23 protein-coding genes and 1 pseudogene are annotated in these 25,064 nt (G+C 62.5%); 9 read left to right on the top strand and 15 right to left on the bottom strand.

Going from position 1 to position 25,064, the window contains the following annotated elements; all coding sequences use genetic code 11:
• The gene (pyrF, locus tag ACW9IN_RS15970; RefSeq protein ID WP_457366797.1) at positions 1–699 is read right to left on the bottom strand and encodes an orotidine-5'-phosphate decarboxylase; all 699 of its coding nucleotides are present in this window, start codon (positions 697–699) and stop codon (positions 1–3) included.
• Positions 700–957: 258 nt separating this feature from the next.
• On the opposite strand from pyrF, the gene ACW9IN_RS15965 reads away from it, so the two are divergent.
• Together ACW9IN_RS15965 and ACW9IN_RS15960 are read left to right on the top strand one after the other, a co-directional pair.
• Positions 958–1,722, top strand: coding sequence for a response regulator (locus ACW9IN_RS15965; protein ID WP_457366796.1), 765 nt, complete (start codon positions 958–960; stop codon positions 1,720–1,722).
• Positions 1,722–2,759: a sensor histidine kinase gene (locus ACW9IN_RS15960; protein ID WP_457366795.1), complete on the top strand. Its 1,038-nt coding sequence runs from the start codon at positions 1,722–1,724 to the stop codon at positions 2,757–2,759. The genes ACW9IN_RS15965 and ACW9IN_RS15960 overlap by 1 nt, the downstream gene beginning before the upstream one ends.
• Here ACW9IN_RS15960 and ACW9IN_RS15955 read toward each other — a convergent pair.
• The 9 genes from ACW9IN_RS15955 to ACW9IN_RS15915 all read right to left on the bottom strand — a co-directional run bounded on the left by ACW9IN_RS15955 (position 2,756) and on the right by ACW9IN_RS15915 (position 10,603).
• Positions 2,756–3,817, bottom strand: coding sequence for an AI-2E family transporter (locus tag ACW9IN_RS15955; protein ID WP_457366794.1), 1,062 nt, complete (start codon positions 3,815–3,817; stop codon positions 2,756–2,758). The two genes, ACW9IN_RS15960 and ACW9IN_RS15955, sit on opposite strands and share 4 nt — an antisense overlap.
• A gap of 71 nt (positions 3,818–3,888) precedes the next feature.
• Complete coding sequence (locus ACW9IN_RS15950; protein WP_457366793.1) at positions 3,889–4,710, bottom strand: DUF4892 domain-containing protein; 822 nt, start codon at positions 4,708–4,710, stop codon at positions 3,889–3,891.
• Between the two features lie 102 nt (positions 4,711–4,812).
• Positions 4,813–5,667, bottom strand: a complete 855-nt coding sequence (locus tag ACW9IN_RS15945) for an alpha/beta fold hydrolase (RefSeq protein ID WP_457366792.1) — start codon at positions 5,665–5,667, stop codon at positions 4,813–4,815.
• Positions 5,664–6,467, bottom strand: a complete 804-nt coding sequence (locus ACW9IN_RS15940; protein WP_457366791.1) for an alpha/beta fold hydrolase — start codon at positions 6,465–6,467, stop codon at positions 5,664–5,666. The genes ACW9IN_RS15945 and ACW9IN_RS15940 overlap by 4 nt, the downstream gene beginning before the upstream one ends.
• A 97-nt stretch (positions 6,468–6,564) precedes the next feature.
• On the bottom strand, positions 6,565–7,008 hold the full coding sequence (locus ACW9IN_RS15935) for a hotdog fold thioesterase (RefSeq protein ID WP_457366790.1): 444 nt from the start codon (positions 7,006–7,008) through the stop codon (positions 6,565–6,567).
• 30 nt (positions 7,009–7,038) lie between these two features.
• On the bottom strand, positions 7,039–8,688 hold the full coding sequence (locus tag ACW9IN_RS15930; RefSeq protein WP_457366789.1) for an AMP-binding protein: 1,650 nt from the start codon (positions 8,686–8,688) through the stop codon (positions 7,039–7,041).
• Positions 8,689–8,773: 85 nt separating this feature from the next.
• The gene (gene sixA / locus ACW9IN_RS15925; protein WP_457366788.1) at positions 8,774–9,223 is read right to left on the bottom strand and encodes a phosphohistidine phosphatase SixA; all 450 of its coding nucleotides are present in this window, start codon (positions 9,221–9,223) and stop codon (positions 8,774–8,776) included.
• Positions 9,220–9,567, bottom strand: coding sequence for a DUF4389 domain-containing protein (locus tag ACW9IN_RS15920; protein ID WP_457366787.1), 348 nt, complete (start codon positions 9,565–9,567; stop codon positions 9,220–9,222). The genes sixA and ACW9IN_RS15920 overlap by 4 nt, the downstream gene beginning before the upstream one ends.
• A 10-nt stretch (positions 9,568–9,577) precedes the next feature.
• A complete protein-coding gene (locus ACW9IN_RS15915) occupies positions 9,578–10,603 on the bottom strand; it encodes an NAD(P)H-dependent glycerol-3-phosphate dehydrogenase (protein ID WP_457366786.1) in 1,026 nt (341 codons plus the stop codon).
• A 186-nt stretch (positions 10,604–10,789) separates the two neighbouring features.
• Here ACW9IN_RS15915 and ACW9IN_RS15910 point away from each other — a divergent pair, with 186 nt between their 5' ends.
• From ACW9IN_RS15910 to fabB, 5 genes are all read left to right on the top strand, one after another.
• A complete protein-coding gene (locus ACW9IN_RS15910) occupies positions 10,790–12,922 on the top strand; it encodes a TonB-dependent receptor plug domain-containing protein (protein ID WP_457366785.1) in 2,133 nt (710 codons plus the stop codon).
• A gap of 1 nt (position 12,923) precedes the next feature.
• Complete coding sequence (locus ACW9IN_RS15905; RefSeq protein WP_457366784.1) at positions 12,924–13,853, top strand: ABC transporter substrate-binding protein; 930 nt, start codon at positions 12,924–12,926, stop codon at positions 13,851–13,853.
• Positions 13,850–15,751 (top strand): ATP-binding protein, encoded by a 1,902-nt coding sequence (locus tag ACW9IN_RS15900; RefSeq protein WP_457366783.1) that lies wholly within the window; start codon positions 13,850–13,852, stop codon positions 15,749–15,751. Before ACW9IN_RS15905 ends, ACW9IN_RS15900 begins: the two co-directional genes overlap by 4 nt.
• Positions 15,752–15,999: 248 nt before the next feature.
• On the top strand, positions 16,000–16,515 hold the full coding sequence (gene fabA, locus ACW9IN_RS15895) for a 3-hydroxyacyl-[acyl-carrier-protein] dehydratase FabA (RefSeq protein WP_010211704.1): 516 nt from the start codon (positions 16,000–16,002) through the stop codon (positions 16,513–16,515).
• A gap of 11 nt (positions 16,516–16,526) precedes the next feature.
• Entirely contained in the window at positions 16,527–17,747 is a 1,221-nt protein-coding gene (gene fabB, locus ACW9IN_RS15890; protein ID WP_457366782.1) for a beta-ketoacyl-ACP synthase I, read from the top strand.
• Between the two features lie 176 nt (positions 17,748–17,923).
• Here the strand turns inward: fabB and ACW9IN_RS15885 are convergent, their stop codons facing one another.
• From ACW9IN_RS15885 to ACW9IN_RS15875, 3 genes and pseudogenes are all read right to left on the bottom strand, one after another.
• A complete protein-coding gene (locus tag ACW9IN_RS15885; RefSeq protein ID WP_457366823.1) occupies positions 17,924–18,787 on the bottom strand; it encodes a methyl-accepting chemotaxis protein in 864 nt (287 codons plus the stop codon).
• A pseudogene (locus tag ACW9IN_RS15880) lies at positions 18,779–19,549 on the bottom strand (MCP four helix bundle domain-containing protein); the annotation flags it as partial. The pseudogene ACW9IN_RS15880 and the gene ACW9IN_RS15885, both read right to left, overlap by 9 nt.
• A 96-nt stretch (positions 19,550–19,645) precedes the next feature.
• Positions 19,646–20,659 carry an amidohydrolase family protein gene (locus tag ACW9IN_RS15875; RefSeq protein WP_457366781.1) on the bottom strand — a complete coding sequence of 338 codons (1,014 nt, stop codon included), beginning with the start codon at positions 20,657–20,659 and terminating at the stop codon, positions 19,646–19,648.
• A gap of 138 nt (positions 20,660–20,797) precedes the next feature.
• On the opposite strand from ACW9IN_RS15875, the gene ACW9IN_RS15870 reads away from it, so the two are divergent.
• Complete coding sequence (locus tag ACW9IN_RS15870) at positions 20,798–21,214, top strand: OsmC family protein (RefSeq protein ID WP_457366780.1); 417 nt, start codon at positions 20,798–20,800, stop codon at positions 21,212–21,214.
• Between the two features lie 64 nt (positions 21,215–21,278).
• The gene (locus tag ACW9IN_RS15865; protein ID WP_457366779.1) at positions 21,279–22,145 is read left to right on the top strand and encodes a pirin family protein; all 867 of its coding nucleotides are present in this window, start codon (positions 21,279–21,281) and stop codon (positions 22,143–22,145) included.
• A gap of 99 nt (positions 22,146–22,244) precedes the next feature.
• Here the strand turns inward: ACW9IN_RS15865 and ACW9IN_RS15860 are convergent, their stop codons facing one another.
• Positions 22,245–22,973: a dienelactone hydrolase family protein gene (locus tag ACW9IN_RS15860; RefSeq protein WP_457366778.1), complete on the bottom strand. Its 729-nt coding sequence runs from the start codon at positions 22,971–22,973 to the stop codon at positions 22,245–22,247.
• Positions 22,974–23,108: 135 nt separating this feature from the next.
• Entirely contained in the window at positions 23,109–25,013 is a 1,905-nt protein-coding gene (gene htpG, locus ACW9IN_RS15855) for a molecular chaperone HtpG (protein ID WP_457366777.1), read from the bottom strand.
• Positions 25,014–25,064 lie beyond the last annotated feature (51 nt).

Raw genomic sequence — 25,064 nt, 5'->3', positions numbered from 1 at the left:
TCAGGCGATTTCGGCGACGACTGTCGCCAGCGCCTTGGCCGGGTCCGCCGCCTGGCTGATCGGGCGACCGATCACCAGGTAATCAGAGCCCGCATCCAGTGCCTGGCGTGGAGTCAGGATACGGCGCTGGTCATCCTGGGCGCTGCCCGCCGGGCGAATCCCCGGCGTCACCAGTTGCAACGACGGGTGTGCGGTCTTCAGGGCCTGGGCTTCCAGCGCCGAACAGACCAGGCCATCAAGCCCCGCCTTCTGTGCCAGGGCCGCCAGGCGCAAAACCTGCTCCTGGGGTTCGATGTCCAGGCCGATGCCGGCCAGGTCTTCACGCTCCATGCTGGTCAGCACGGTGACGCCGATCAGCAAAGGTTTCGGGCCGCTGCGCTGTTCCAGCACGTCGCGGCAGGCCGCCATCATGCGCAGGCCACCGGAGCAGTGCACGTTGACCATCCACACGCCCATTTCGGCGGCGGCCTTGACCGCCATGGCGGTGGTGTTGGGGATATCGTGGAATTTCAGGTCGAGGAACACCTCGAAGCCCTTGTCACGCAGGGTGCCGACGATTTCCGCGGCGCAACTGGTGAACAGTTCCTTGCCCACCTTGACCCGGCAAAGCTTGGGGTCCAACTGGTCAGCCAGCTTCAGTGCGGCGTCACGGGTGGGGTAATCCAGGGCGACGATGATAGGCGTCTGGCAAACGGACATTGGAATGGGCTCTCAGGCAAGTCGAAATCGGCGCGGATTGTAGCGCAAGCGACGCCATTGCGGGATCCGATGATCGGTAAATACTCGTCAACCGCCGCCCGGCGGGCGTTACGGTCAAATATTTCAAAGCTGATACATTCACGACATGCCCTCAACACGCCCTACGGCTAGCCTAGCACGCACGACCCATTGTCCAGCACTTCCAGCCATGGGGCTGGACGCCTATGCTGGACATCACCCCCGGCAGATGATCGCACTATGCATACCCCTTCCGTCCCTGTGAACGACGAGCCAAAAAGCGCGGTGATCGCCGATGACAAGCGTTGGAACACCCGTGCGCTGATCGTCGATGACGATGTGCCGATCCGCGAGCTGCTGATCGATTACCTGGCGCGCTTCAATATCCTCGCCACGGGCGTGACCGACGGTGCGGCCATGCGCCAGGCCATGCAGGCCGAAACCTTCGACGTGGTAGTGCTCGACCTGATGCTGCCCGGCGAAGACGGCCTGTCGCTGTGCCGCTGGTTGCGCAACGAATCGGACATTCCGATCCTGATGCTCACCGCCCGCTGCGAACCCACCGACCGCATCATCGGCCTGGAGTTGGGCGCCGACGACTACATGGCCAAGCCGTTCGAGCCACGCGAGCTGGTGGCACGCATCCAGACCATCCTGCGCCGCGTGCGGGATGACCGCACCGAACAGCGCGCCAACATTCGTTTCGACAACTGGCGGCTCAACAGTGTGCTGCGCCAACTGGTCGCCGACGATGGGCTGGTGGTGCCGTTGTCCAACGCCGAGTTTCGCCTGCTGTGGGTATTCATCGAACGTCCGCGCCGGGTGTTGAGTCGCGAGCAGTTGCTGGACGCCGCCCGTGGCCGTTCCATCGAAGCCTTTGATCGCAGCATCGACCTGCTGGTCTCGCGCCTGCGCCAGAAACTGGGGGATGACCCGAAGGCGCCGCAATTGATCAAGACCGTGCGCGGCGAAGGCTACCTGTTCGACGCCCGAGACATCGGCTGATGCGCGCGCCCTTCAATACGCTGTTCGGACGGCTGTTCGGCGTATTGCTGGTAGCCATCGTGCTGGCCCATGGACTGGGGATTTTCTGGTTTCACCTCTACGGCCCGCCGCCCCCTCCCGTGGGCCAAATGTTCGTGCAACAAGAGGACGGCACGCTCAAGCCGCTGCACCGAAAACACCGCCGCCCCTGGTTTGGCGGGCCGGTGGTGCCGCTGACGTTCCAGTTCATCTCCCTGATCATCGCCGCCTGGTACGGGGCCAAGCTGCTGAGCCGGCCGATCCAGCGCCTGAGCGAAGCCGCCGAGCGCCTGAGCCTCGACCTGGACAGCCCGCCCCTCAACGAGTCCGGGCCACGTGAGGCACAACAAGCCGCATCGACCTTCAACCTGATGCAAAAGCGCATCCGCGAGCAGGTGAGCCAGCGCGCACGCATGCTGGGCGCGGTGTCCCATGACCTGCGCACGCCGCTGTCGCGCCTCAAGCTGCGTCTGGAGCAGATCGACGACAGCAAGTTACAGGGTCAGATGCGCCAGGACCTGGACGACATGATCGACATGCTCGACGCCACCTTGAGCTACCTGCACGAACAGCGCACCAGCGAAACCCGCCACTGGCTGGACGTGCAGGCGCTGGTGGAGTCCATGAGCGAGAACGCTCAGGATCAGGGCTCCGACGTGCAGTTTTCCGGCAGTTGCGCACCGTTGCAGGTGCAACCGATGGCCCTGCGCTCCTGCCTGAACAACCTGATCGACAATGCCTTGCGGTACGCCGGTACGGCGCGTGTGGAACTGGAAGACAGCCGCGACGCGCTGGTCATCCGCGTGATCGACCACGGCCCCGGCATTGCGCCGGACAAACGTGAGGCGGTGTTCGAGCCGTTCTTTCGCCTGGAAGGCTCGCGCAACCGCAATTCCGGTGGCGTAGGCCTGGGCATGACGATTTCACGGGAAGCCGTCGAACGCCTCGGCGGACGCCTGAGCCTGGAAGAAACCCCGGGCGGCGGCCTGACCGCCGTGATGTGGCTGCCCAGGGCTTAAAGGGTTTTGTCGTCGCTACGCCCCTGGGCCTGGGTCGCACTCCAGTCCATCAACAGGCTGTAGGCCACGGCCAATAAGGTCGGGCCGATAAACAGGCCAATGAACCCGAAGGCGATCAACCCGCCGAATACCCCCAGCAATACGATCACCAGCGGCAGGTTGCCACCTCGGCTGATCAGGTACGGCTTGAGCACGTTGTCCACGCCGCTGATGATGAAGGTGCCCCATACACCGAGGAATACCGCGTAGGTGTAGTCACCCTTCCAGACCAGCCAGGCCGTAGCGGGGATCCACACCAACGGCGGCCCCATGGGGATCAGGCTGAGCAGGAAGGTGGCGATCCCCAGCACCAGCGCACCAGGCACGCCGGCGATCAGGAAACCGATCAGCGCCAGCAGGGCCTGGGCGGCGGCGGTGCCGATCACGCCATTGACCACCCGTTGCACGGTGCCGGCCACCAGTTCGATGTAATAACCGGCACGTTCGCCAATCAAGCGCTCCAGCAGGCGATGCACGAACATCGCCAGCCGTGGCCCGTCGCGATAGAAGAAGAACACGAACACCAGACTCAAGGTCAGTTCGAGGATCCCGCCGCCAATCTGCGCGCTGCGCGCCAGCAGCCAGTTACCCACCTGCCCCAGGTACGGCTTGATGCTGACCATCAGCGCTGCGCCCTGCTGGTCAATGCTGTCCCACATGGCGACCAGTCGTTCACCGACAAACGGAATCGATCCCAGCCAGGTGGGCGCCGCCGGCAGGCCATCGACCTGGATATCCTTGATCAGGCCCACGGCATCCCGCACATGGTCAGCCAGATTGAAGCCCAGCCATACCAGCGGCACCGCCACCAGCAACATCCAGCCCAGGGTCAGGATGCCGGCCGCAAGGGATTCCCGACCGCCCAGCGAGCGCGTGAGCAGGCGCATCAACGGCCAACTGGCAAACGCCAGCACCGCGCCCCAGAACAGCGCCGACCAGAACGGCGCCATGACCCAGAAACTGGCGCCGAACAGCACCAACAGCAGGATTTGCACCAGCAGGCGATCATTATTGAGCATCGGGTATCTCGAGAGGCAGACAGTAGAAAGCAGCTTAGGCGAACGGCGCAGGTCCGTTCGCCCGATGATGCCTAGCGTATCAGATGCAGGTGCAGGCCCTTGGCATCGCCGCTGCCGGTTTCCATGCGTGCGGCACGCACGCCGCTGTCGATCAGGCCCTGGCGCCAGACTTCGGCATTGGGGCCGGTCAGACTGACCCGCAGCGTCGCATCCAGGTTCAGGCCACGGGAGATCAGCGTCAGCCAGGTGGTGTCGGGTTCGCCACCCAGCGCAGGGAAGTCCAACTCCCCGGTGCTTTTCAGCTCTCGCAGCAACGTCGCTGAAGTGGGGAGCAGATCACCCAGCGGCGCGCTGGCGTCCAGTTGTTCAACATGCAGATAAGCGCGACGGTTGCCCCGGGTGATGCCGTACAGCGCGATCAGGGAGTTGTCCTGCGGCGCAGCCAGGCGCAACAGCAGGTATTCCTGCTGACCATCGGCGCCTACCAGCTTGGCGTTGCCGAACACTTCATTGGCCCACAGGCTGCTTTCGCCGCAATCGCGGGCCTGGCACCAGAACAACAGTTGCGCGCCCCGGGCCTGCAACGCTTCGCGCGTAGCGGTAAATGCCGTGCTTGAGGTGTGTTCGGCCGGCAGCTCATAGGTGATGGCGGTGGTTTGGCCTCGGGCGGTGGCCTGTCCTTCGTAGCGCAACTGGCCGCTGATCTTGCGGATGGCGCCCATGGGGTAGATGCGCTCCCTCGCTTCGGCGGGACGGTAGTCGACGATCTGCGAATCGACCTGACGGGCCACGGCAGGCAGGTCCCGGCTGCCCGGGACGTCGGCGGCGAACACCAGAGGGCTGAAGAAACAGCACAGCCCGAAGGCACGGAAACTTCCTTTACGCAGGCTCATCGGATACATGAACCCTGGCCATCGGAGCGCACAGCGGTGTTGAGATGCTTCATGGTTGACTCCCTTTCAATCCGCCCAGCCTCGGCAGTTGACCCCGCCAAGTCAAGGCGTGGAGAAGAACCGATTGAAACAGTCTGCAACAAGGACCGCGCCGGACTCATCATTCAGGTGTAGATGATGGGCGCCTGGCAGCGTGTTCACCGCAAAGGGTAGCTGGGAAAGCAATTCGGAATGTTTCGCCAGCATGCCGTCCGCCGCGACGACCAACTGCGCCGGGCACGCCACCCGCCGCATGAAGGCCATGGCCTGTTCGTCGGTCAGACGCATCGGCGAAGCCAGGGTCAGGCGACTGTCGCTGCGCCAGGTATACCCGCCCGGCACGGGCATCAAACCACGCTGGGCCAACAGTTCCGCCGCTTCACGGCTGACGGCCACCACGCCTTTCATCCGCGCTTCAACCGCCCGGTCCAGGGTACCGTAGACCGGCTTGCGTTTGTCCTGCAGGTTCAATTGCGCCTGCAGCGCCATGCCCAGGCGTTCGGCAGCGTTCTCACCGCTGGCCGTCGGCGGTATCACGCCGTCGATCAATCCCAAGTGCGTCACCCGCTCCGGCAGGGCGCCGGCCAGCACCAGGGAAACGATGGCGCCCAGGGAGTGGCCAAGTAATGCAAAACGTTTCCAGCCAAGCTGCTCAGCGACTTGCAGCACATCGAACACGTAATCCCACAGGGCATAGCCCGCCCCCACCGGGCGATGTGCCGAATGCCCGTGCCCGGCCATGTCCAGCGCGACGATACGCAACCCCTCAAGCTTCGGCGCCAGTCGCGCGAAGCTGTTGGCATTGTCCAGCCAGCCATGCAACGCAATCACCGGCAAGCCATCTTCAGGGCCGAACAGGTGGGCGGCCAATTCGATATGGGGCAGGCTCAGGCGCACTTCTTCGACGGGCGTGCTCATGCGCAATCGCGCTCGCGGGCTTCCCAGCGGGAGAACAGGTTTTTGATCAAGGTCGCGGTGTCCTGGGGGCGTTCGAGCGGGAACATATGGCCACCGGGCATGGTGAGCATTTCGCCCATGGGCAGGCGCCCGACGCCGCTGGCGTGGTGACGCATCACCACCCGGCTCTGCCGGCCGCGCACCACCGCCAGCGGCACTTTCAACTGGCGCACCTGGCCAGGGCTGGTATGGGGTACGCCCCGGTAGATGCTGATCTCGGTCGCCGGATCGAAGCGCAACCGCAGGCGATCGCCCACCTGGTGCAGGCCGTGTTGCAGGTAGGCGTCGAAGCATTCCGGATCGAAGCCGCGAAACAGCGTCTTGCCGGCGAAATAACTGCGCGCGGCCTCAAGGTCAGTGAACTCCTCGCGACGGCCCAGGGTGCGGCCCGCCGGGGTCAGGCGGTCGATGAAGCCAAAGCGCTTGGCGGCGCGGATCACCCAGCGGTCGGCACGGGTCAACACCGGTGAATCGAGCATGACCACGCCACGATACAACTGCGGGCAGCGCATGGCCGCATGCAGGTGCAGCACCCCGCCCAGGGAATGCCCCACGCCCCACACAGGTTCCGGTTGTTGCTCCAGATGATGGATCAGTTCATCCACCAGGTTCTGCCAGTTGTCGTCCACCGGAAACCGGGGGTCATGGCCATGCTGCGGCAGATGCGCCACCGCATATTCCGGGGCCAGGGCGGCAAACAGCTTGCCGTAGGTGGCCGAGGGGAAGCCATTGGCGTGGGCGAAAAACACGTGCTGCGACATACCGGATCCATTCACGAAAACAGAAGTCGATTGTCCCCAGCCCTGGCCGCCACAGCAATGACTGTAACTGCCAGGAATGATGACACTCACGCCACGCCTATCGCGCCGGCGGAGTTTCGCCCAGGGGCACCACGGCGACGGTCAGCCGCGACACGCAATTGCTCTTGCCCTCGTCAGTGGTGAGGCGAATGTCCCAGACGTGCGTGGTACGCCCGATATGCACCGGCCTGGCCACCGCCGTCACACGTCCGCTGCGCACGCCGCGCAGGTGGTTGGCGTTGATCTCAAGGCCGACGCAATAGAACTTGCTGGTATCGATGCACAGGTACGCGGCCATGGAGCCCAGGCTTTCGGCCAGGACCACCGAGGCGCCGCCATGCAGCAAACCATAGGGTTGATGGGTGCGATGGTCGACCACCATGCTGGCGGTCAGGGACTCGTCGTCGAAGCTTTCAAAGCGAATGTCCAGCAGTTCACCGATGGTGTTTTTCTGCATCGCGTTGAGTTGCTCGATATTCGGTTGGGTACGCCACAGGCTCATGCCATTGTCCTTGTTGGTTTTATGATGACCCTAATCCTGCCACAAAATGGTTTCGGAACGCTCGTTCCATGCCTGCAATTGTGCACCGTAGGTCGATTCGATGACGTTGCGCTTGATCTTCAGCGTTGGGGTCAGGAAACCGTTTTCCACCGCCCAGTTGTCCTTCACCACCACCAGTTGGCGCAGGCGCTCGTGTTTATCCAGCGTCTGGTTGACCTGTTCCAGCCAGCGCTCGAGGCTGGCGTGCAAGGCTTGCCGGTCGTCACCTGCCGTCGACAGCACGCACAACCCCATCGGGGCCGTCAGGCCATCGCCCACCACGCACACCTGCTCGATACACGCATGTTCGGCAAGGCGGTTTTCAATCGGTGCCGGCGCCACGTATTTGCCCTTGCTGGTCTTGAAGATTTCCTTGAGGCGTCCGGTCAGGCGCAGATGCCCGTCGAGGTCCTGCTCGCCCTTGTCGCCGGTGCGCAGAAAGCCATCCGCGGTCAGGGTCTCGGCGGTTTTCTGCGGGTCCTTGAAGTAGCCGAGCATGGTCGCACCGCTGCGTACCTGTACTTCCCCGTCGGGATCGATGCGCACTTCGACGTCCGGACACGGCAGGCCGATCCAACCGATTTTCTGTTGCCCGGGCCGACACACATGGGAGTAGCCGCAGCTCTCGGTCATGCCATACACCTCAAGCACGTCCAAACCCAGGCGTTGGTACCAGCGCAACAACGCTTCGGGCACCGGCGCCGCGCCGGACAGTGCGATACGCAACGCGTCCAGTCCCAGCCCTGCAAGCACCTTGTGGCCCACGCGCTTGCCGATAAAGGGCAGGCGCAACAAGGTATCCAGGCGCTTTTCCGGGATTTTGGCGTAGACGCCCACTTGGAATTTGGTCCAGATACGCGGCACGCCGAACAATGCAGTGGGCCGCGCGCGGCGCAGGTCGGTCAGAAAGGTATCGAGGCTTTCAGCGAAAAACACCGTCTGCCCGGTGTAGATTGCCGCCATCTCGACGAACATTCGCTCCGCCACGTGACACAGCGGCAGGTACGACAGCAACCGGTCACCCTCCCCCAGACCGAACAGTTCGGTGCCCCGTGTGGCGGCAAACCCCAGGGCGCCGAAACTGTGCATCACGCCTTTGGGCAGGCCGGTGGTGCCGGAGGTGTAGATGATCGTGGCCAGGTCGGAAGGTGCGGGCGCCGGGTCATCGCGAATCGGCGAACAGCCTTGCAGGTCGGCCCAGCTCACAGCGAAATCCCCCGAGGGGCACAGCGGCAGACTGATGGTGGTCACACCCGCCGGTACGCCCGGCGCCATGGCGGGCCAATCATCGAGCTTGCCGATAAACGCCAGCGCCGCCTCGGAGTGCTTGAGCACATGGGCCACGGAGTCGGCGGTGAGGTTGGGGTACAGCGGTACCGAGACATGCCCGGCCATCCAGATCGCCAGGTCGGCGATGACCCAGTGCGCACAGTTTTTCGAGATCAGGGCAATGTGCGACCCGGGGGGCAATTCCCTGGCGCGCAGCCAGTGCGCCGCGCAACGGGCCTGGTGACCGACATCCCCCCAGGACAGGCTCTGTACTTCGCCGCCGCCCACAGGCTGCACCAGGAAAGGTTGGCGCGGGTGGCGCGCCTCACGTTCGAAGAAGACCTGCAACGGCAAACGAAAAGCGACAGACATGGAACGCGCTCCTGTGTGATCCGAAGATAGCCAACCAAGCACTTGCTCGGTTGACTATATAGCACACACAAAGCGGTGATCGTTCCTACGGATTCTTCACACTCACCAGCGTCATCAGCCCCGCCAGCGGGAAATCCCCTTCCAGTTCGGCCAGACTGGCGGTGTGCATCGGCTGCGGCTGGCGCTGATGGCCGTGTTGCAGGAAGCTGATCAAGCTGCCGACCAGCGGCTGATGGCTGACCAGCAGCACATTGTCATCCGTGTCGAGCTGCTCCAGTACCTGATGCGGATACCCGTCGGGGGTCAGCCACGGCACCGTACGAATATCCGCCGCGAAGCCCAGGGCTTCGCGCACCAGCTGCGCAGTCTGCTGTGCACGCACGTACGGACTGGCGATGATGGCACTGAGCGGCTGGCCGACCAGGTGCGCCGCACTGCGCAGCACTTCGGCGCGACCATGCTCGGTGAGGTTGCGCTCGGCGTCGGTGCGCGCGTGGCCTTCGGCCTCACCGTGGCGAAGAATCCACAGTTTCACAGTTTCGGCTCTTCGTCGCGCGCCGGGTGCGGCGCTGGTGGCACGCTGTGCGCCGCTTCGCCCTCGGGTGCGCGTGGCGTCGGCCAATCCGCGAACGGCCAGGGCTTCTGCTCGGTGTGGAAGCTGCCGAAGCGGCCGATCTGCGCGAGGAACTGGCTGAGGCTGTCACCGAAGTTCATCAGGCCCAGGTTCGGCGCGCCGTAGACCAGGCGGTAAATCAGTTGCACCACTACCAGTGCACCGAGCAGGAACTGCGCGACCTGCCACACCAGGGCGAACACCAGCATCCACAGGATGCGCAAGACAATGGATTCGTATTGGGGAGCTGTTTTCGGATCATTCATGGCGCGTTCCTCAGTTGAAACCGCTGGTGGAGATAAAGTCGACGTCGGTTTTCGGCTCGGCGCGCATCAGCAACTCGATGACCTGGTTGAGAGTGCGCCCTTCAAACAGGATCGCATGCAACCCGGCGACCAGCGGCATGTACACCCCCACCTCCTGAGCCTTGGCCTTCAAGACCTTGAGGGTGTTGACGCCTTCGGCCACTTCGCCCAGCCGCGTCACTGCGTCCTCCAGGCTCAAGCCCTGGCCGAGGGCAAAGCCGACTTGATAGTTGCGACTCTTCGGCGACGAACAGGTGACGATCAGATCGCCCACACCCGCCAGCCCCAGGAACGTCATCGGGTTGGCGCCCTGGTTCACCGCGAAGCGGGTCATTTCCGCCAGCGCACGGGTGATCAGCATGCTCTTGGTGTTTTCGCCCATGCCCAGCGCCACCGCCATGCCGGCAATGATCGCGTAAACGTTTTTCAGCGCACCGCCCAACTCGACACCAAAGCGATCGGCGCTGGCGTAGACGCGGAAGGTACGGCCATGCAACACCGCCTGGACGCGCTCGCACAGGTCCTCGTCTTCACTGGCCACCACGGTCGCCGTGAGCGCGTGCTCGGCCACTTCCCGTGCCAGGTTCGGCCCGGACAGCACGCCGATACGCGCGCGCGGGGCGATTTCCTCGAGAATTTCGCTCATCAGCTTGAAGGTTTGCGCCTCGATCCCCTTGGTCAGGCTGACCAGCAGCTTACCCGCCAGCCGCTCGGCATGGGGGGCCAGTACCGAACGCAAGGCGCTGGAGGGCAACGCGACGAAGCACAGGTCGCAATCGGTCAGGGTGGTCAACAGGTCGGTGACCGGCTCGACCGCCGGGTGAACCTTGATGCCTTTGAGATAACGGGGATTTTCGCGGTGCACCCGGATGGCCTCGGCCTGTTCGGGATCACGCATCCACTGGCGCACCGAATGGCCATTTTCAGCCAGCAGGTTAGCCACGGCGGTACCAAAACTTCCGCCTCCCAGGACCGCAATAGGGCGCTGTTCAGTCATATGCAATCCGTTAATCCATACCAGTGGCAATGGCGGCATTATACGGGGCGACCCGCTGGCGGCCAGCCCCTGTCACGCTTGTCGGAAAATGCCATGCCTGTATGAAGTAATTGCGAGGGCGACGACTGGCAAATGGCCCCGCCTCGGTTAACATGGGCGGCTATCCGTCATCATCAAGGCCGTTCCGTGTATTTGGGCCCTCCTCCCCGTTCGTCGCTGTGGTTGATGCTGCTGGGCATGCCGTTCGGCAGCCTGCCTGCACTGGCCGACGACTTGTTCCTCGACAGCCAGCCGCTGCCCCAGGTCTTGACCGCCACGCGCCTCAAGCAATCGGCCGCCGCCGTGCCCGGCAGCATGACCGTGATCGACAGCGAGCTGATCAAGGCCAGCGGTGCGCGGGACATCAGCGAATTGCTGCGCCTGGTCCCCGGCATGATGGTCGGCTACACCACCGGCAACCAGGCGGCGGTGAACTACCACGGCACCAGCGCCAGCGACGCACGCCGCATGCAGGTGCTGATCGACGGTCGCTCGGTGTACCGCGCAGGCCTGGCCACGGTGGACTGGAGCGACATCCCGGTGGCCATGGAGGATATCGAACGCATCGAAGTGTTCCGTGGCCCCAACACCGTCAGCTACGGCGCCAACGCGCTGATGGCTGTGGTGAATATCCTCACGCGCTCGCCGGCCAACAGCCAGGGCACGCGGGTCAAGGTGACCCGAGGCGAACGCGGCATCAATGACTTCTACGCCAGCCAGGGCATGGGCTGGGACACCGGCGATCTGCGCCTGTCCCTCTCGGGCCAGCAGGACGATGGTTTCGACAGCGATGCCATCGGCGCCGACCGCCGTGACAGCCGCCGTCTCAGCCGTTTCAGCCTGGCCGTCAGCCAGACCCTGAATGCGCAGCAAAGCATCGACTGGCAACTGAACGCCAAGGAAGGGACCAATCAACGTCCGTATACCTACGCGCCGGTATTCGCCGGCATTACCGAAGGCGGTAACAATTCCGACGTCACCGCCAAGGACTACGCCGCGTCCCTGCGCTGGAACTTCGATTTCAATCCCGAACACAGCCTGTATATCCAGGGCTCGGCGCAACAGTGGGACCGCCGGCAGATCTGGAAGGCCTGCGACGCCAAGGTCTCGTTCAGCCCGGAACTGACCCAGTTGTGGCAGCTCAACCCCAACTACGCCGAACTGCTCGCCCGGCACATGGACACTTACAGCCAGGGCTCCGCGCCCCCGGGCAGCGCCGCCGAGCAGGCACTGGCCAACCAGGTGCTGCAGCAATGGCGCGACGGTGCCAGCCAAAGCGTGTGTGGCGATATCGACCAAAGCACACGCGAAAGCCGCTACGACCTTGAGATTCAGGACACCCTCAGCCTGTCCGACAGCCTGCGCCTGGTCAGTGGCATGAACTACCGCTACGACCGTGCAGACTCCGATACCTACTTCAACGGCACCCTCGACGACACCACCTGGCGCCTGTTCGGCCAACTGGAATGGCGCGCCACCGAACACTGGTTGCTGCAAGGCGGCGCCATGTACGAAGACACCTACCTGAGCGGCAACTCGCTGACGCCACGGGTGGCGGTCAACTACCTGATCAACCCGCGCCATGGCCTGCGCGCGGTGTACTCCGAAGCGATCCGCTCACCGGACATGTTCGAGAACAACGTCAACTGGAGCTACCGCGTCACCAACCTCAGCTCGCCGGCTTTCGGGCAGACCAGCGGGCAATACTTCGTGAAGACCCGTGGCCCGGGCAACCTCGACAAAGAACTGATGCGCTCGCGGGAACTGGGCTACAACGGCTTTTTCGCCGACATCGGGCTGAACATGGACGTCAAGCTGTTCTATGACGAAATCACCGACATGATCAGTTCGCCCCTGCGCAATAACCAGTACATCGCCAGCAACGCCAACAGCGCACGCTTCACCGGCGCCGAATCGCAGTTCGACTGGCGCATGAGCAACGCCGACCGCCTGCGGCTGACCTATGCTTACGTCGACGCCTCCTCCACCAATCCGCTGGACAGGGCCCAGACAGCCCGCAACAGTGGTTCAGCCGGCTGGCTGCGCGAATGGGGCCAGGGCTGGTCCAGTGCACTGTTCTACTATGGCGACGACGCACTCAACGAATATCGCTTCGAACGGGTCGACCTGCGGGTGGCCAAGCGCATTGCCCTGGGCAAAGCCAATGTGGAGCTGGCCGGCATGCTGCAAGAACGCCTCGACAACCAGCCGACCACCTGGGCCGACAACAACTACGACCATCGCCACGTCCTCTACTTCAGCGCGGAGTTAGAGTTCTGACATGGGCGATTTGTCACGGATGACCTTCTTCTTCAACTACCGGCTCTGGCGCCGTGTGTGCGTGCTGGCCTGCCTGTGGCTGGCGGCACCGGCATGGAGCGCCGAAATCCTGCTGACCGCCGCCGAAGACAGCGCCGGCGTGCAGACCTTCACGCAAGCGCTGGCCCGGCAGCGCCCCGAAGACCGCGTGACCTTCACTGCCCTCAAGGATCTGCCGGCGCCGAATCAGTTACCGAGCGGTACGCGCCTGATCCTGCTGGACCTGCCCGGCCTCGACTGGCGCTTGCAGGACACCCAGGGCCCGCCGACGCTGGTGCTGCGCATCAGCCGTCTGCAAGCCCATCAACGCCTCGGCACCACGTCGCACACCCACATCAGCCTGTTATGGAGCGATCCGCCGCTGGATCGGCAGTTGCGACTGATCTCCAGCATCCTGCCCCAGGCGCGGCGCATCGGCGTGCTGTACGGGGCCGACAGTGAGTTCCTGCTGCCCGAACTGCGCCAGCATGCCTCCCCTCTGGGCCTGGAAATCGTGCCGCAGCGCTGGGACAACATCGGTGACAGCCGCCCGCTGCAAACCCTGTTCAGGAACAGTGACGTACTGCTCGGTCTCGATGACCCGCAGTTGTACAACCCGAAAACCGCGAAGAACCTGTTGCTGAGCAGCTACGCCCAGCAATTGCCGCTGGTGGGGCCGAACGCCGGGTTCGTGCGCGCCGGCAGCCTGGCCAGTACCTACAGCGACCAGGCCGACTGGCTGGCAGTGCTTGACCGCCTGCTGGACCACTCGCCCGCCAACTGGCCGCGCTCGCTGTACCCGCAAGACTTCAAAGTCGTGGGCAACCCGCAGGTTGCACGCTCACTGGGGATCGAACAGGTGGACGAAGCCAGCGTCGCCAGCCGATTGGCCGAAGGAGAAAAACGCCCATGACCTTGCGTCGTCGTTGGGACATCAACACCCGGACCCAGCTCATCACGCTGGGCCCTGCGCTGTTGCTGACGTTGCTGTTGATCAGCTTCTTCACCTTCGTGCGGATCCAGGACCTGCGCCAGGAACTGGACCACACTGGCCAACTGATCGCCAACCAACTGGCCCCCGCCACCGAGTACGGTGTGATCTCCGGCAACAATGATGTGCTCGACAGTTTGCTGCGTGCCACGCTGGCCACGCCCCACGTGCGCTTCCTGGAAATCCAGGACAGCACCGAGAACATCCTGGTGTACGTGGAACAGCCGTCGGAGCGACACGACCGTTCGCTGTCGGTAAAAGTGTTCCAGGCGCCGATCCGCTTGCAGCATATCCAGCTGGGCAACGACTTCTTCCAGGACAACCTCAACGAACCCAAAGCGCCCCGTGCCGATTATCTGGGCCGTGTGATCGTGGGCATGTCCAACGATGCGTTCAGCCAGCGCCAGCAGGAAATCCTGTTCAAAGCCGGCATCCTGGCCTTGTTCGCGCTGCTGTTTGCCTTCCTGCTGGCGCGGCGGCTGGCGGCCAGCCTGTCGCAACCGATCAGCGCCATGGGCCATGCGGTGAAGGCCATCCAGCAGGGTGAGTACAAAACGCCGCTGCCGATCGTGGACGATTCGGAACTGGGGGACCTGTCGCGGCATATCAACAACCTTGCCGAAGGCCTCAATCAAGCCAGTCGCGAACAGCACCAGGCCATGGCGCAGTTGATCCAGACCCGTGAAGAGGCCGAACGCGCCAACAACGCCAAGTCGGACTTCCTGGCGATGATGAGCCACGAGCTGCGTACGCCGATGAACGGCGTGCTGGGCATGCTGCAATTGCTGGAAACCACCGAGATGACCGACGAGCAGACCGAGTACGCGGCGCTGGCCTCGGAGTCCACCGAACATCTGCTCAAGGTCATCAACGATATCCTCGACTTCTCGCGCATCGAACGCGCCGCCCTGGAACTTGAACATATCCCCTTCAACCTCGCGGAGCTGATCAGCAGTTGCGCCCAGGCCTTCCAGCACAGCGCCCAGCAACGCGGCCTGAGCCTGAAACTGTCGATTCCGTCGGGCATGGACGCCCTGCGTGTGCAGGGCGACCCCACGCGCATCCGGCAGATTCTGGTGAACCTGATCGGCAACGCGCTGAAGTTCACCGAACAGGGCTCCGTCACGGTCGAGCCCCACTGGCAGACGCTGGACCATGAACTGGTGTGGTGTACCTGCACCGTGCGCGACAGCGGCATCGGGATTTCCGCCGAACGCCTGGAATTGATGTTCGATGCGTTCCAGCAGGCCGACAGTTCCATTTCAAGACGTTACGGCGGCACCGGCCTGGGCCTGCCCATTGCCCGCACGCTGGCTGAACGCATGGGCGGTACCTTGCGCGCCCAGAGCGAAGAAGGTCGTGGCTCGGTGTTTACCCTGGAAATCCCCCTGGCCATCGATCAGCAGACCCTGCCGACGCTCGCCGACGACGCCGAAGGCAAAGACAGTGCGGGGGACGGGCGCCACGTATTGCTGGTGGAAGACAACCCGGTCAACCGCACCGTCGTCGAAGCCATGCTGCGCAGTCTGGGGTTCGAGGTGAGCCTGGCCACCGACGGCGCCGAAGCTGTGCGCAGTGCCGAGAGCCTGATTTTCACCGCAATCCTGATGGATTGCCGCTTGCCGGTAATCGACGGTTATGAGGCCACCCGCCAGATTCGCCAGTTGCCGGGCTGCGCCGACCTGCCGATCATCGCCCTTACCGCCAACGCCTTGCAGGGCGACCGTGAAGCCTGCCTGGCAGCAGGCATGAACGATTACCTGGCCAAGCCGTTCAAACGCACGGATTTGCAGCAAATCCTGCAGCGTTGGCTGCAATAGCGCCACGCCATCAGCCAACTCCGACTGGCGTGAAAGACGAAAGTGCGGCAGTCTTAGGCACCCGTACGGGCTGATAAACAGGCCCGGTTTAAAATTTCAGTGAACAAGTGTACATTCAGTGCCTTGACGCTGTGACTTTCACTACAACGCAATAGTCTATGTGTAGGCTGCCGGCATGAGGCGTAACGCTTCAGTCGGTTCGGGAAGATTTGCCCTACCCTGCCGCATGGGATTATTGAGGAGCTCGCATGACCAAACAAAACGCCTTTACCCGGGAAGACCTGCTGCGCTGCAGTCGCGGTGAGCTGTTCGGCCCAGGTAACGCGCAACTGCCCGCCCCGAACATGCTGATGGTGGATCGCATCACCCATATCAGCGAAGAGGGTGGCAAGTACGGCAAAGGTGAATTGGTCGCCGAGCTGGATATCACCCCGGACCTGTGGTTCTTCGCCTGCCACTTCGAAGGCGACCCTGTGATGCCGGGCTGCCTGGGCCTCGACGCCATGTGGCAACTGGTCGGTTTCTTCCTCGGCTGGCAAGGCTTGCCGGGCCGTGGCCGTGCCCTGGGTTCGGGCGAAGTGAAGTTCTTCGGCCAGGTCCTGCCGACCGCCAAGAAAGTCACCTACAACATTCAGATCAAGCGCGTCCTCAAGGGCAAGCTGAACCTGGCCATTGCCGATGGTTCGGTGAGCGTCGACGGTCGCGAAATCTATACCGCCGAAGGCCTTCGGGTCGGCGTCTTCACTTCCACTGACAACTTTTAAGGGTTATCCGCATGCGCCGCGTCGTTATCACTGGTCTGGGCATCGTTTCTTGCCTGGGCAATGACAAAGAGACCGTCACCGCTAACCTGCGTGCAAGTCGCCCTGGCATCCGCTTCAACCCGGAATATGCCGAAATGGGTCTGCGTAGCCAGGTTTCCGGCTCCATCGACCTGCCCCTCGAAGAATTGATCGATCGCAAGATCTTCCGCTTCGTCGGCCACGCTGCCGCCTACGCCTACCTGGCGATGAAAGACGCGATCGCCGACTCCGGCCTGACCGATGACCAGGTCTCGAACGTACGCACCGGCCTGATCGCCGGCTCCGGCGGCGCGTCGACCCTGAACCAGATGGAAGCGCTGGACATCCTGCGCGAAAAAGGCGTGAAGCGCGTCGGCCCGTACCGTGTCACCCGGACCATGGGCAGCACCGTTTCGGCCTGCCTGGCCACGCCGTTCCAGATCAAGGGCGTTAACTACTCGATCTCGTCCGCGTGCGCCACCAGTGCTCACTGCATCGGTACTGCCGTCGAGCAGATCCAGCTGGGCAAGCAGGACATCGTGTTCGCCGGCGGCGGTGAAGAAGAGCATTGGAGCCAGTCGTTCCTGTTCGACGCCATGGGCGCGCTGTCCACCCAGTACAACGAAACCCCGGAAAAGGCCTCCCGCGCCTACGACGCCAAGCGTGACGGTTTCGTCATCGCCGGCGGTGGCGGCATGGTGGTGGTCGAGGAGCTGGAACACGCTCTGGCCCGTGGCGCCAAGATCTACGCGGAAATCGTCGGCTACGGCGCCACTTCCGATGGCTACGACATGGTTGCTCCAAGCGGCGAAGGCGCCATCCGCTGCATGCAGATGGCCATGTCCACCGTCGACACCCCAATCGACTACCTGAACACCCACGGCACCTCGACCCCGGTCGGCGACGCCAAGGAAATGGAAGGTGTTCGTGCGGTCTTCGGCGACAAGGCACCGGCCATCAGCTCCACCAAGAGCCTGTCGGGTCACTCCCTGGGCGCCGCCGGCGTTCACGAAGCGATCTACTGCCTGCTGATGATGGAAGGCAACTTCATCGCCGGTTCGGCCAACATCGACGAGCTGGACCCAGCCGTTGCTGATATGCCGATCAAGCTCAAGACCGAAGAAAACGCCAAGATCGACACCGTGATGAGCAACAGCTTCGGCTTCGGTGGCACCAACGCCACCCTGGTGCTGAAACGCTGGCAGGGCAAATAAGGCCTGTAGCTTGAACGCATGAAAAAGCCCCGACTGGTTCGGGGCTTTTTCATGGGCAGATGAATTTAATACCGAGTCGCCTTCATCGCAGTCAAGCCAGCTCCCACAGTGACCGAGTACATCCTGAAGGAATGCAGTCAATGTGGGAGCTGGCTTGCCCATCAAGACCTTGCGACCTACACCGAAAACCGCGCCACCAGGCTATTCAGATCCACCGCCAGTCGCGACAACTCCTGACTCGCCGCACTGGTCTGGTTCGCCCCCGTGGACGTCTGGTGCGCCAGATCACGAATGTTCATCAGGTTGCGGTCCACCTCCCGCGCCACTGCCGCCTGCTGCTCCGACGCACTGGCGATCACCAGGTTGCGCTCGTTGATCAGAGTGAAGGCCGATGCAATCTCTTCCAGCGCCGTACCCGCCGACTTGGCGATATCCAGGGTCGAACGCGCCCGCGTATTACTCTGCTGCATCGCGCTGACCGCCTGATCCGTGCCCTGTTGAATCCCGCCGATCATCTGCTCGATTTCCTGGGTGGATTGCTGCGTACGGTGAGCCAGGGCGCGTACCTCGTCCGCCACCACCGCAAAGCCACGCCCGGCCTCCCCCGCGCGTGCGGCCTCGATCGCGGCGTTCAGGGCCAGCAAGTTGGTCTGTTCGGCAATCGAACGAATCACATCCAGCACCTTGCTGATGCCATAGACCTTCTGAGCCAGGTCCTCGACCTGGGTCGCATTGGTGGTCACATCCAACGCCAGCGCCTCGATCGACACGACTGTCTGATGCACCTGCTCGCGCCCGCGCTGGGCAATACGGTCCGACTCACGGGACGCCTGGGAAGTAGCCACCGCATTGCTTGCCACTTCCTCCACCGCCGCCGTCATCTGGTTGACCGCCGTCGCGGCCTGTTCGATTTCCTGGTTTTGCTGGTGCAGGCCGCGCGTGGCGTCCTCGGTGACGCAACTCAGCTCTTCGGAGGCCGATGCCAGTTGGTTCGACGATTCGGCAATACGCCGGAGGGTATCGCGCAGGTTCTCCTGCATGCCCTTGAGCGCTTGTTGCAGGCGTGCGGGCTCATCATTGCCGCTCACGCTGATCTCACCGGTCAGGTCGCCGCTCGCCACCCCTTGGGCAACCTTCAGCGACTGCGCCAGTGGCAGCACGATACTGCGGGTCAACCACACCGCCAGGCCGATGGTAACCAGCGCCGTCAACAGCACGACACCGATTACCCAGGTGCGCGATTGATTGAACACATTCTGTGCCAGGTTCGCCGCGTGGTTGGCATTGGCTTTGTTCAAGGCAACCAGATCATGCAGGGTGCCGGCCATTTCATCGGCGAGCTGATTCATTTCACCGTTGACCACCCGGACCGCCTCGTCGAGTTGATTGGCCCTGGAAAACGCCATGACCTGCTCCTGGCGTTGCAGGTAGTGCTGCTCCTGAGCCTTGAAGCGGTCGAACAGCGCGCGCTCTTCGGGCAGCACAATCAACGCCTCATAAAGGCCCTGAGCCTGGTGCAGGCCATTCTTGAGGTCGGTGAGCTTCTGTTCGTTCTGGGTCAACGCCTGGGGATCGCGATTGAGCAACAAGCGCAGGGTCAACGCACGAATGCGCAACAGGTCCTGGCTCATCTCCCCTACCGCCATCACGCTGGGTAGCCAGTTGTTCTCCACCTGGTCCGACTGCTGGCGCATATTGGCCATTTGCAGCAAGGCGAAGCCGCCCAGGGCAAACACCAGCAACGCTAGCACACCAAAGCCCAAGCCCGCGCGGGGCGCGATATTCAAACTGCGGATACTCATGCCTGGATTCCTTCCAAATGCGCTGCATCCACCTGCAGCAGGTCTCTTGAAAGGTATCGGCGCGTCAGCGACTTTGCGTAAGACGAAAACGCGATATCAACGCACGCCACCATCGCGGGGCAGTATCGCCAGGAAGTTATCCCGCGCGACCTTGTGGGCTACGTCCTCCGGCAGCGCGTCCAGGAACGGGTCGAAGCGCCGCATTTCCCGGCCCAGCTTGGCGAAACGCCCTACCACATCCGACCCCAGCATGAAGCGTTCGGGAAAGCGCGCCACCAGCGCCAGCCATTCAGGCCGTGGCTGGCCGGCGTCATCCAGCAAATAGGGCGTGAGCATGCTCCAGGACAGGTCGATGTACAGATTGGGATAGGCCTCCAGCAAACGACTCAGGGTGGGCAGCAGGAAGTCCATCTGCACCTGATGGCGGTGGATCTCCTTGCTCGTCCCCGCGTGAGCCCAGATAAACCGGGTATGGGGATGATTGCGCAGCGGCTCCTCGACTTCAGCCAGGTACAACGGGTTGCGCTCGCGCTTGGAGGTGATATTGGAATGCAGCATCACCGGCAGGTCATTCTCTGCCGCCAAATGGTAGATACGCGTCATGGCTTCGTTGTTGGCACGCGGGGTGTCGCCGGCAGTGATGGCCGTGAGGTCGTCGTGGCGGGTAAAGACTTCGCCGATGCCCTGCCACAGTCCCGGGTTGAGGTCGAGCATGCGCTGGATGTGCGCAGCCGAATTCTTGTCGTTCGGGTTGAAGCCGGACAAAAACGGATGAAAGCGTCGGCGCTGCTCGGGCGCGAGCGCGTTCACGGCGGCGGCGACAATCACGTCGGTCGCGCTGTACCAATAGGCATCGGCATCATCACCGGCGTAGTACCGCGGACGCTTGGGTTCATCTTCGTGCCACTTCTTGGCCACCGGGATGCCGGAAATCATCACATGCTCGATGCGATTGTCAGCCATGGCCTTGAGCAACTTATCCATGCCGGCGGTTTCCTGGAAGAAATCGACGTAATGCAGGTGCGCATCGCTGTAGGCATAGTCGCGGGCCTGCGCGCCAAGGCTGACGGCGGCGAACAACAGGGCAAGGCTCAGATGGGTCCAGGGCACGGTGCAATCTCGGCAGGGGCTGATACCGGTAGACCTTGTGGCCCGTGGCCAGGTTCATCCGGCAAAAAACGTGGAACACCAGAGTGCCAGCATGCTCTATAACTGCATGACCTTCATCCTGCCCCTGTGAGGTGTGCCATGCCTGTTACCGTCAATACCCTGAACGCCGACAATTTTCGTCACAGCGTGAACATCAATCAGCACGAACTGTTCACCGACCTGCCCAAAAGCCTGGGCGGCGACGACTCGGCGCCCTCGCCCCATGACTATTTCGACGCGGCGCTGGCCTCGTGCAAGGCCCTGACCGTCAGGCTGTACGCTCAGAAAAAAGACATTCCGCTCACCGGCGTCACGGTCGAAGTCACCCACGACGCTGCCGAAGAACAAAAGGGCAAGTACAAGCTGAGCGTCAAACTGACCCTCAAGGGCGTGCTCACCGATAAACAGCGCGAGGAACTGCACCGCGTGGCCGACAAATGTCCTGTGCACAAGCTGATGACCACCGCCGAAATCAGCATCGAGACGAAACTGTCCGAAGGCGCCTTCAGCCAATAGCGGCAACATCCGATCGAGCGGGTTATGCTCACTGCCAGCCAACCCGCTCAGACAGGGATGTTCCATGCCGCCACTCATTGTGATTCGCCCACGTCCCGAAGAGGTCGAGGGCCAGCCCATTTTGCGTCCCCTGCCCTCGCGGGACTGCCGCAGCGTCGGGCCCTTCGTGTTTTTCGACCATATGTTGCTCACCCGCTATGCGCCGGGCAGCGGCATGAATATTCGCCAGCACCCGCATATCGGGCTGTCGACCCTCACCTACCTGTTCGAAGGCGCCTTGCAGCACAAAGACAGCCTGGGCTCGGATCAGGTGGTGCAGGCCGGCGATGTCAGCTGGATGACCGCCGGCAGCGCAATCGCCCACGTAGAACGCACGCCCGAAGCGCTCAGGGCCAGCGGCTTCAGCCTGCACGGGCTGCAAGTGTGGCTGGCCTCACCGCAAGATCACGAAACAGGCCCGGGACACTACAGCCATCATCCGGCGCAAAGCTTGCCGGTGAGTGACAACCTGGGGGTGCAGATCCGTCTGATCGCCGGCGACGGCTTTTGCCTGAAGTCCCCGGTGCCGGTGCTGTCGCCCACGCTGTATGCCGAAGTACGTATGCAAACAGCCACGACGCTGCTGATTCCTGATGAGCATGAGGAACGCGCAGTGTATGTGCTGGAAGGTGAGGCTCAACTGGATGGCGAAGCGTTGCAAGCGCACAGCCTGGTGGTGCTGCCGGTGGGCGAGGAGATGGCGCTGTTCGCCGAGACCGACTGTCATTTGGTGGTGTTCGGCGGTGCGCCGCTGGACGGTCCGCGACGGATAAACTGGAATTTCGTGGCGAGCGATCCGGCAGTGATCGAACAGGCCAGGCAGCGCTGGGCGGCCGGGGACTGGCCGACGGTGCCGGGGGAATCTGAAAGAATCGAGTTGCCGGTGCGATAGCTATCGCAGGCAAGCCAGCTCCCACATTGATCGGTGTTCGCCGATCAAACTGTGGGAACGGGCTTGCTCGCGAAGAGGCCGGAACCAGACGCTGAAAAATCAGCCCTTGAACACTTCATCCAGCAGATCATGCATCGACTTGAATGCCCGCTTGGCGGTCTTCGCGTCATACATCATCTTGCCTGGCACGTTGGCGTGCGGGTCGGTGAAGGAATGTACCGCACCGCCGTAGCTCAGCAGTTGCCAGTCCACACCGGCCGCGTTCATTTCTTCTTCGAACGCCGGCAGTTGCTCCCGCGGTACCAACGGGTCCGAAGCGCCGTGCAGCACCAGCACGGAGCCCTTGATGTGCTTCGCGCCTGCCGGGTTCCGGGTGTCGATGGTGCCGTGGAACGACACCGCAGCCTTCAAGGGTGCGCCGGTACGCGCCAGTTCCAGCGAGCAGAAACCGCCAAAGCAGAAGCCGAAGGTCGCCAGCTTCGAGGTGTCCACCGCGGCTTCGGTCTGGCTTTGCAGTTGTTCGAGGGCTGCTTGCAGACGCTTGATCAGCACCGGGTTGTCATTCTTCAGCGGCATCATCGCAGCGCCAGCCTCATCACCATTCGACGGGCGTACGCTTTGGCCGTACAGGTCGGCGATCAGCACCACGTAACCCTTGCTGGCCACGCTTTTGGCAATCTCTTCGGCCCCCGCACTCACGCCCATCCAGTTCGGCGCCATCAACAGGCCTGGCAACGGGCCCTGGTGGCTGGCATCGAACGCCAGGCGGCTTTCATAAGACTGGCCATCGATCTGATAGACCACGGAACGTACAGTGACTTGGCTCATCATTTACTCCAGTGAGAGGTCGGTTGAAACGGTGCGTTTAACCAGAACGCCGGTGTTATCCCTTGCATTCTTCGCGAGCGGGGCCGCGCCTACAAATGAAAAAACCCGCCGAAGCGGGTTTTTCTTACAACGGTGTCAGACCGACAGTTCCACCAACAGCTTGTTCAGGCGGCGCACATAGGCCGCCGGGTCTTTCAAGCTGTCGCCAGCAGCCAGGGCCGCCTGGTCGAAGAGGATGTGCGACAGGTCGCCAAAACGCTCTTCGCTCTGCTCGCCGTCGAGCTTCTCGATCAGCGGGTGCGCCGGGTTGAATTCGAAGATCGGCTTGGAGTCCGGGACCTTCTGGCCGCTGGCCTCGAGGATCTGACGCATCTGCAGGCCCAGGTCCTGCTCGCCAATGGCCAGGATCGCCGGCGAGTCGGTCAGGCGGTGGGACACCCGCACTTCGCTGACAGCATCGCCCAGGGCGGTCTTGATGCGCTCGACCAGGCCTTCTTTGGCCTTGGCGACTTCTTCGGCTTCCTTCTTCTCTTCGGCGGAGTCCAGGTTACCGAGGTCCAAGTCACCACGGGCCACATCGACGAAGGACTTGCCGTCGAACTCGTTGAGGTAGCTCATCAGCCACTCATCGATACGGTCGGTCAGCAGCAGCACTTCGATGCCTTTCTTGCGGAAGACTTCCAGGTGCGGGCTGTTCTTGACCTGGGCGTAGGTTTCCCCGGTCAGGTAGTAGATCTTGTCCTGACCTTCCTTGGCACGCGCCAGGTATTCGGCCAGGGCGACAACCTGCTCGCCATCTTCGCCTTGAGTCGAAGCAAAGCGCAGCAGGCCGGCAATTTTTTCCTTGTTGGCGAAATCTTCGGCAGGCCCCTCTTTCATGACCTGACCGAAGTTTTTCCAGAAGCCCTTGTATTGCTCGGGCTCGTTCTTCGCCAGTTTTTCCAGCATGTCGAGTACACGCTTGGTCAGCGCCGACTTCATGGAGTCGATGATCGGATCTTTCTGCAGAATTTCCCGCGACACGTTCAGCGACAGGTCATTGGAGTCGACAACGCCCTTGATGAAACGCAGGTACAGCGGCAGGAAGGATTCCGCCTGGTCCATCACGAACACGCGCTGTACGTAGAGTTTCAGGCCTTTCGGCGCTTCACGCTGGTACAGGTCGAACGGTGCGCGGGCCGGTACGTAAAGCAGCGAGCTGTATTCCAGCTTGCCTTCGACTTTGTTGTGGCTCCAGCTCAGCGGGTTTTCGTAATCGTGACCGATGTGTTTGTAGAACTCCTGGTACTCCTCGTCCTTGATCTCGGTACGCGGACGGGTCCACAGCGCGCTGGCGCGGTTGACCACTTCCCATTCCTGGGCTGGCGCCTCTTCACCTTCGGCAGCCGCTTGTTCTTTCGGCAGCTCGATTGGCAAGGCAATGTGGTCGGAGTACTTCTTGACGATGTTGCGCAGACGCCAGCCATCGGCGAATTCATCTTCGCCAGACTTCAGGTGCAGCACGATGCGGGTGCCACGGTCAGCCTTGTCGATCGTGGCGATTTCAAACTCGCCCTCGCCTTTGGATGCCCAGTGCACGCCTTCGCTGGCAGCCAGGCCGGCACGGCGGCTGAACACTTCAACCTTGTCGGCAACGATGAAGGCCGAGTAAAAGCCCACGCCGAACTGGCCGATCAGATGGGAGTCTTTCTTCTGATCGCCGGAGAGGTTCTTCATGAAGTCGGCAGTGCCGGATTTGGCGATGGTACCCAGGTGGGTAATCGCGTCTTCGCGGCTCATGCCGATGCCGTTGTCTTCGAGGGTGACGGTCTTGGCGTCTTTGTCGAAGCTCACACGGATTTTCAGTTCGGCGCCGCCTTCCAGCCACTCAGGCTTGGACAGGGCTTCGAAACGTAATTTGTCGACGGCGTCAGAGGCGTTCGAGATCAATTCGCGAAGGAAGATTTCCTTGTTGGAATACAGCGAATGGATCATGAGGTGCAGCAGTTGCTTCACCTCGGTCTGGAAGCCCAGGGTTTCCTTTTGAGTTTCCACACTCATGGTCATCAAACTCCAATTGGATGGCAGTGGCCGCCCTTGAGGGTGGGCGGC

Source organism: Pseudomonas sp. SDO5271_S396 (assembly GCF_054071795.1).
Note: the sequence above shows the minus strand (reverse complement) of the source record. Positions and strands in the feature narration are given on the sequence as shown.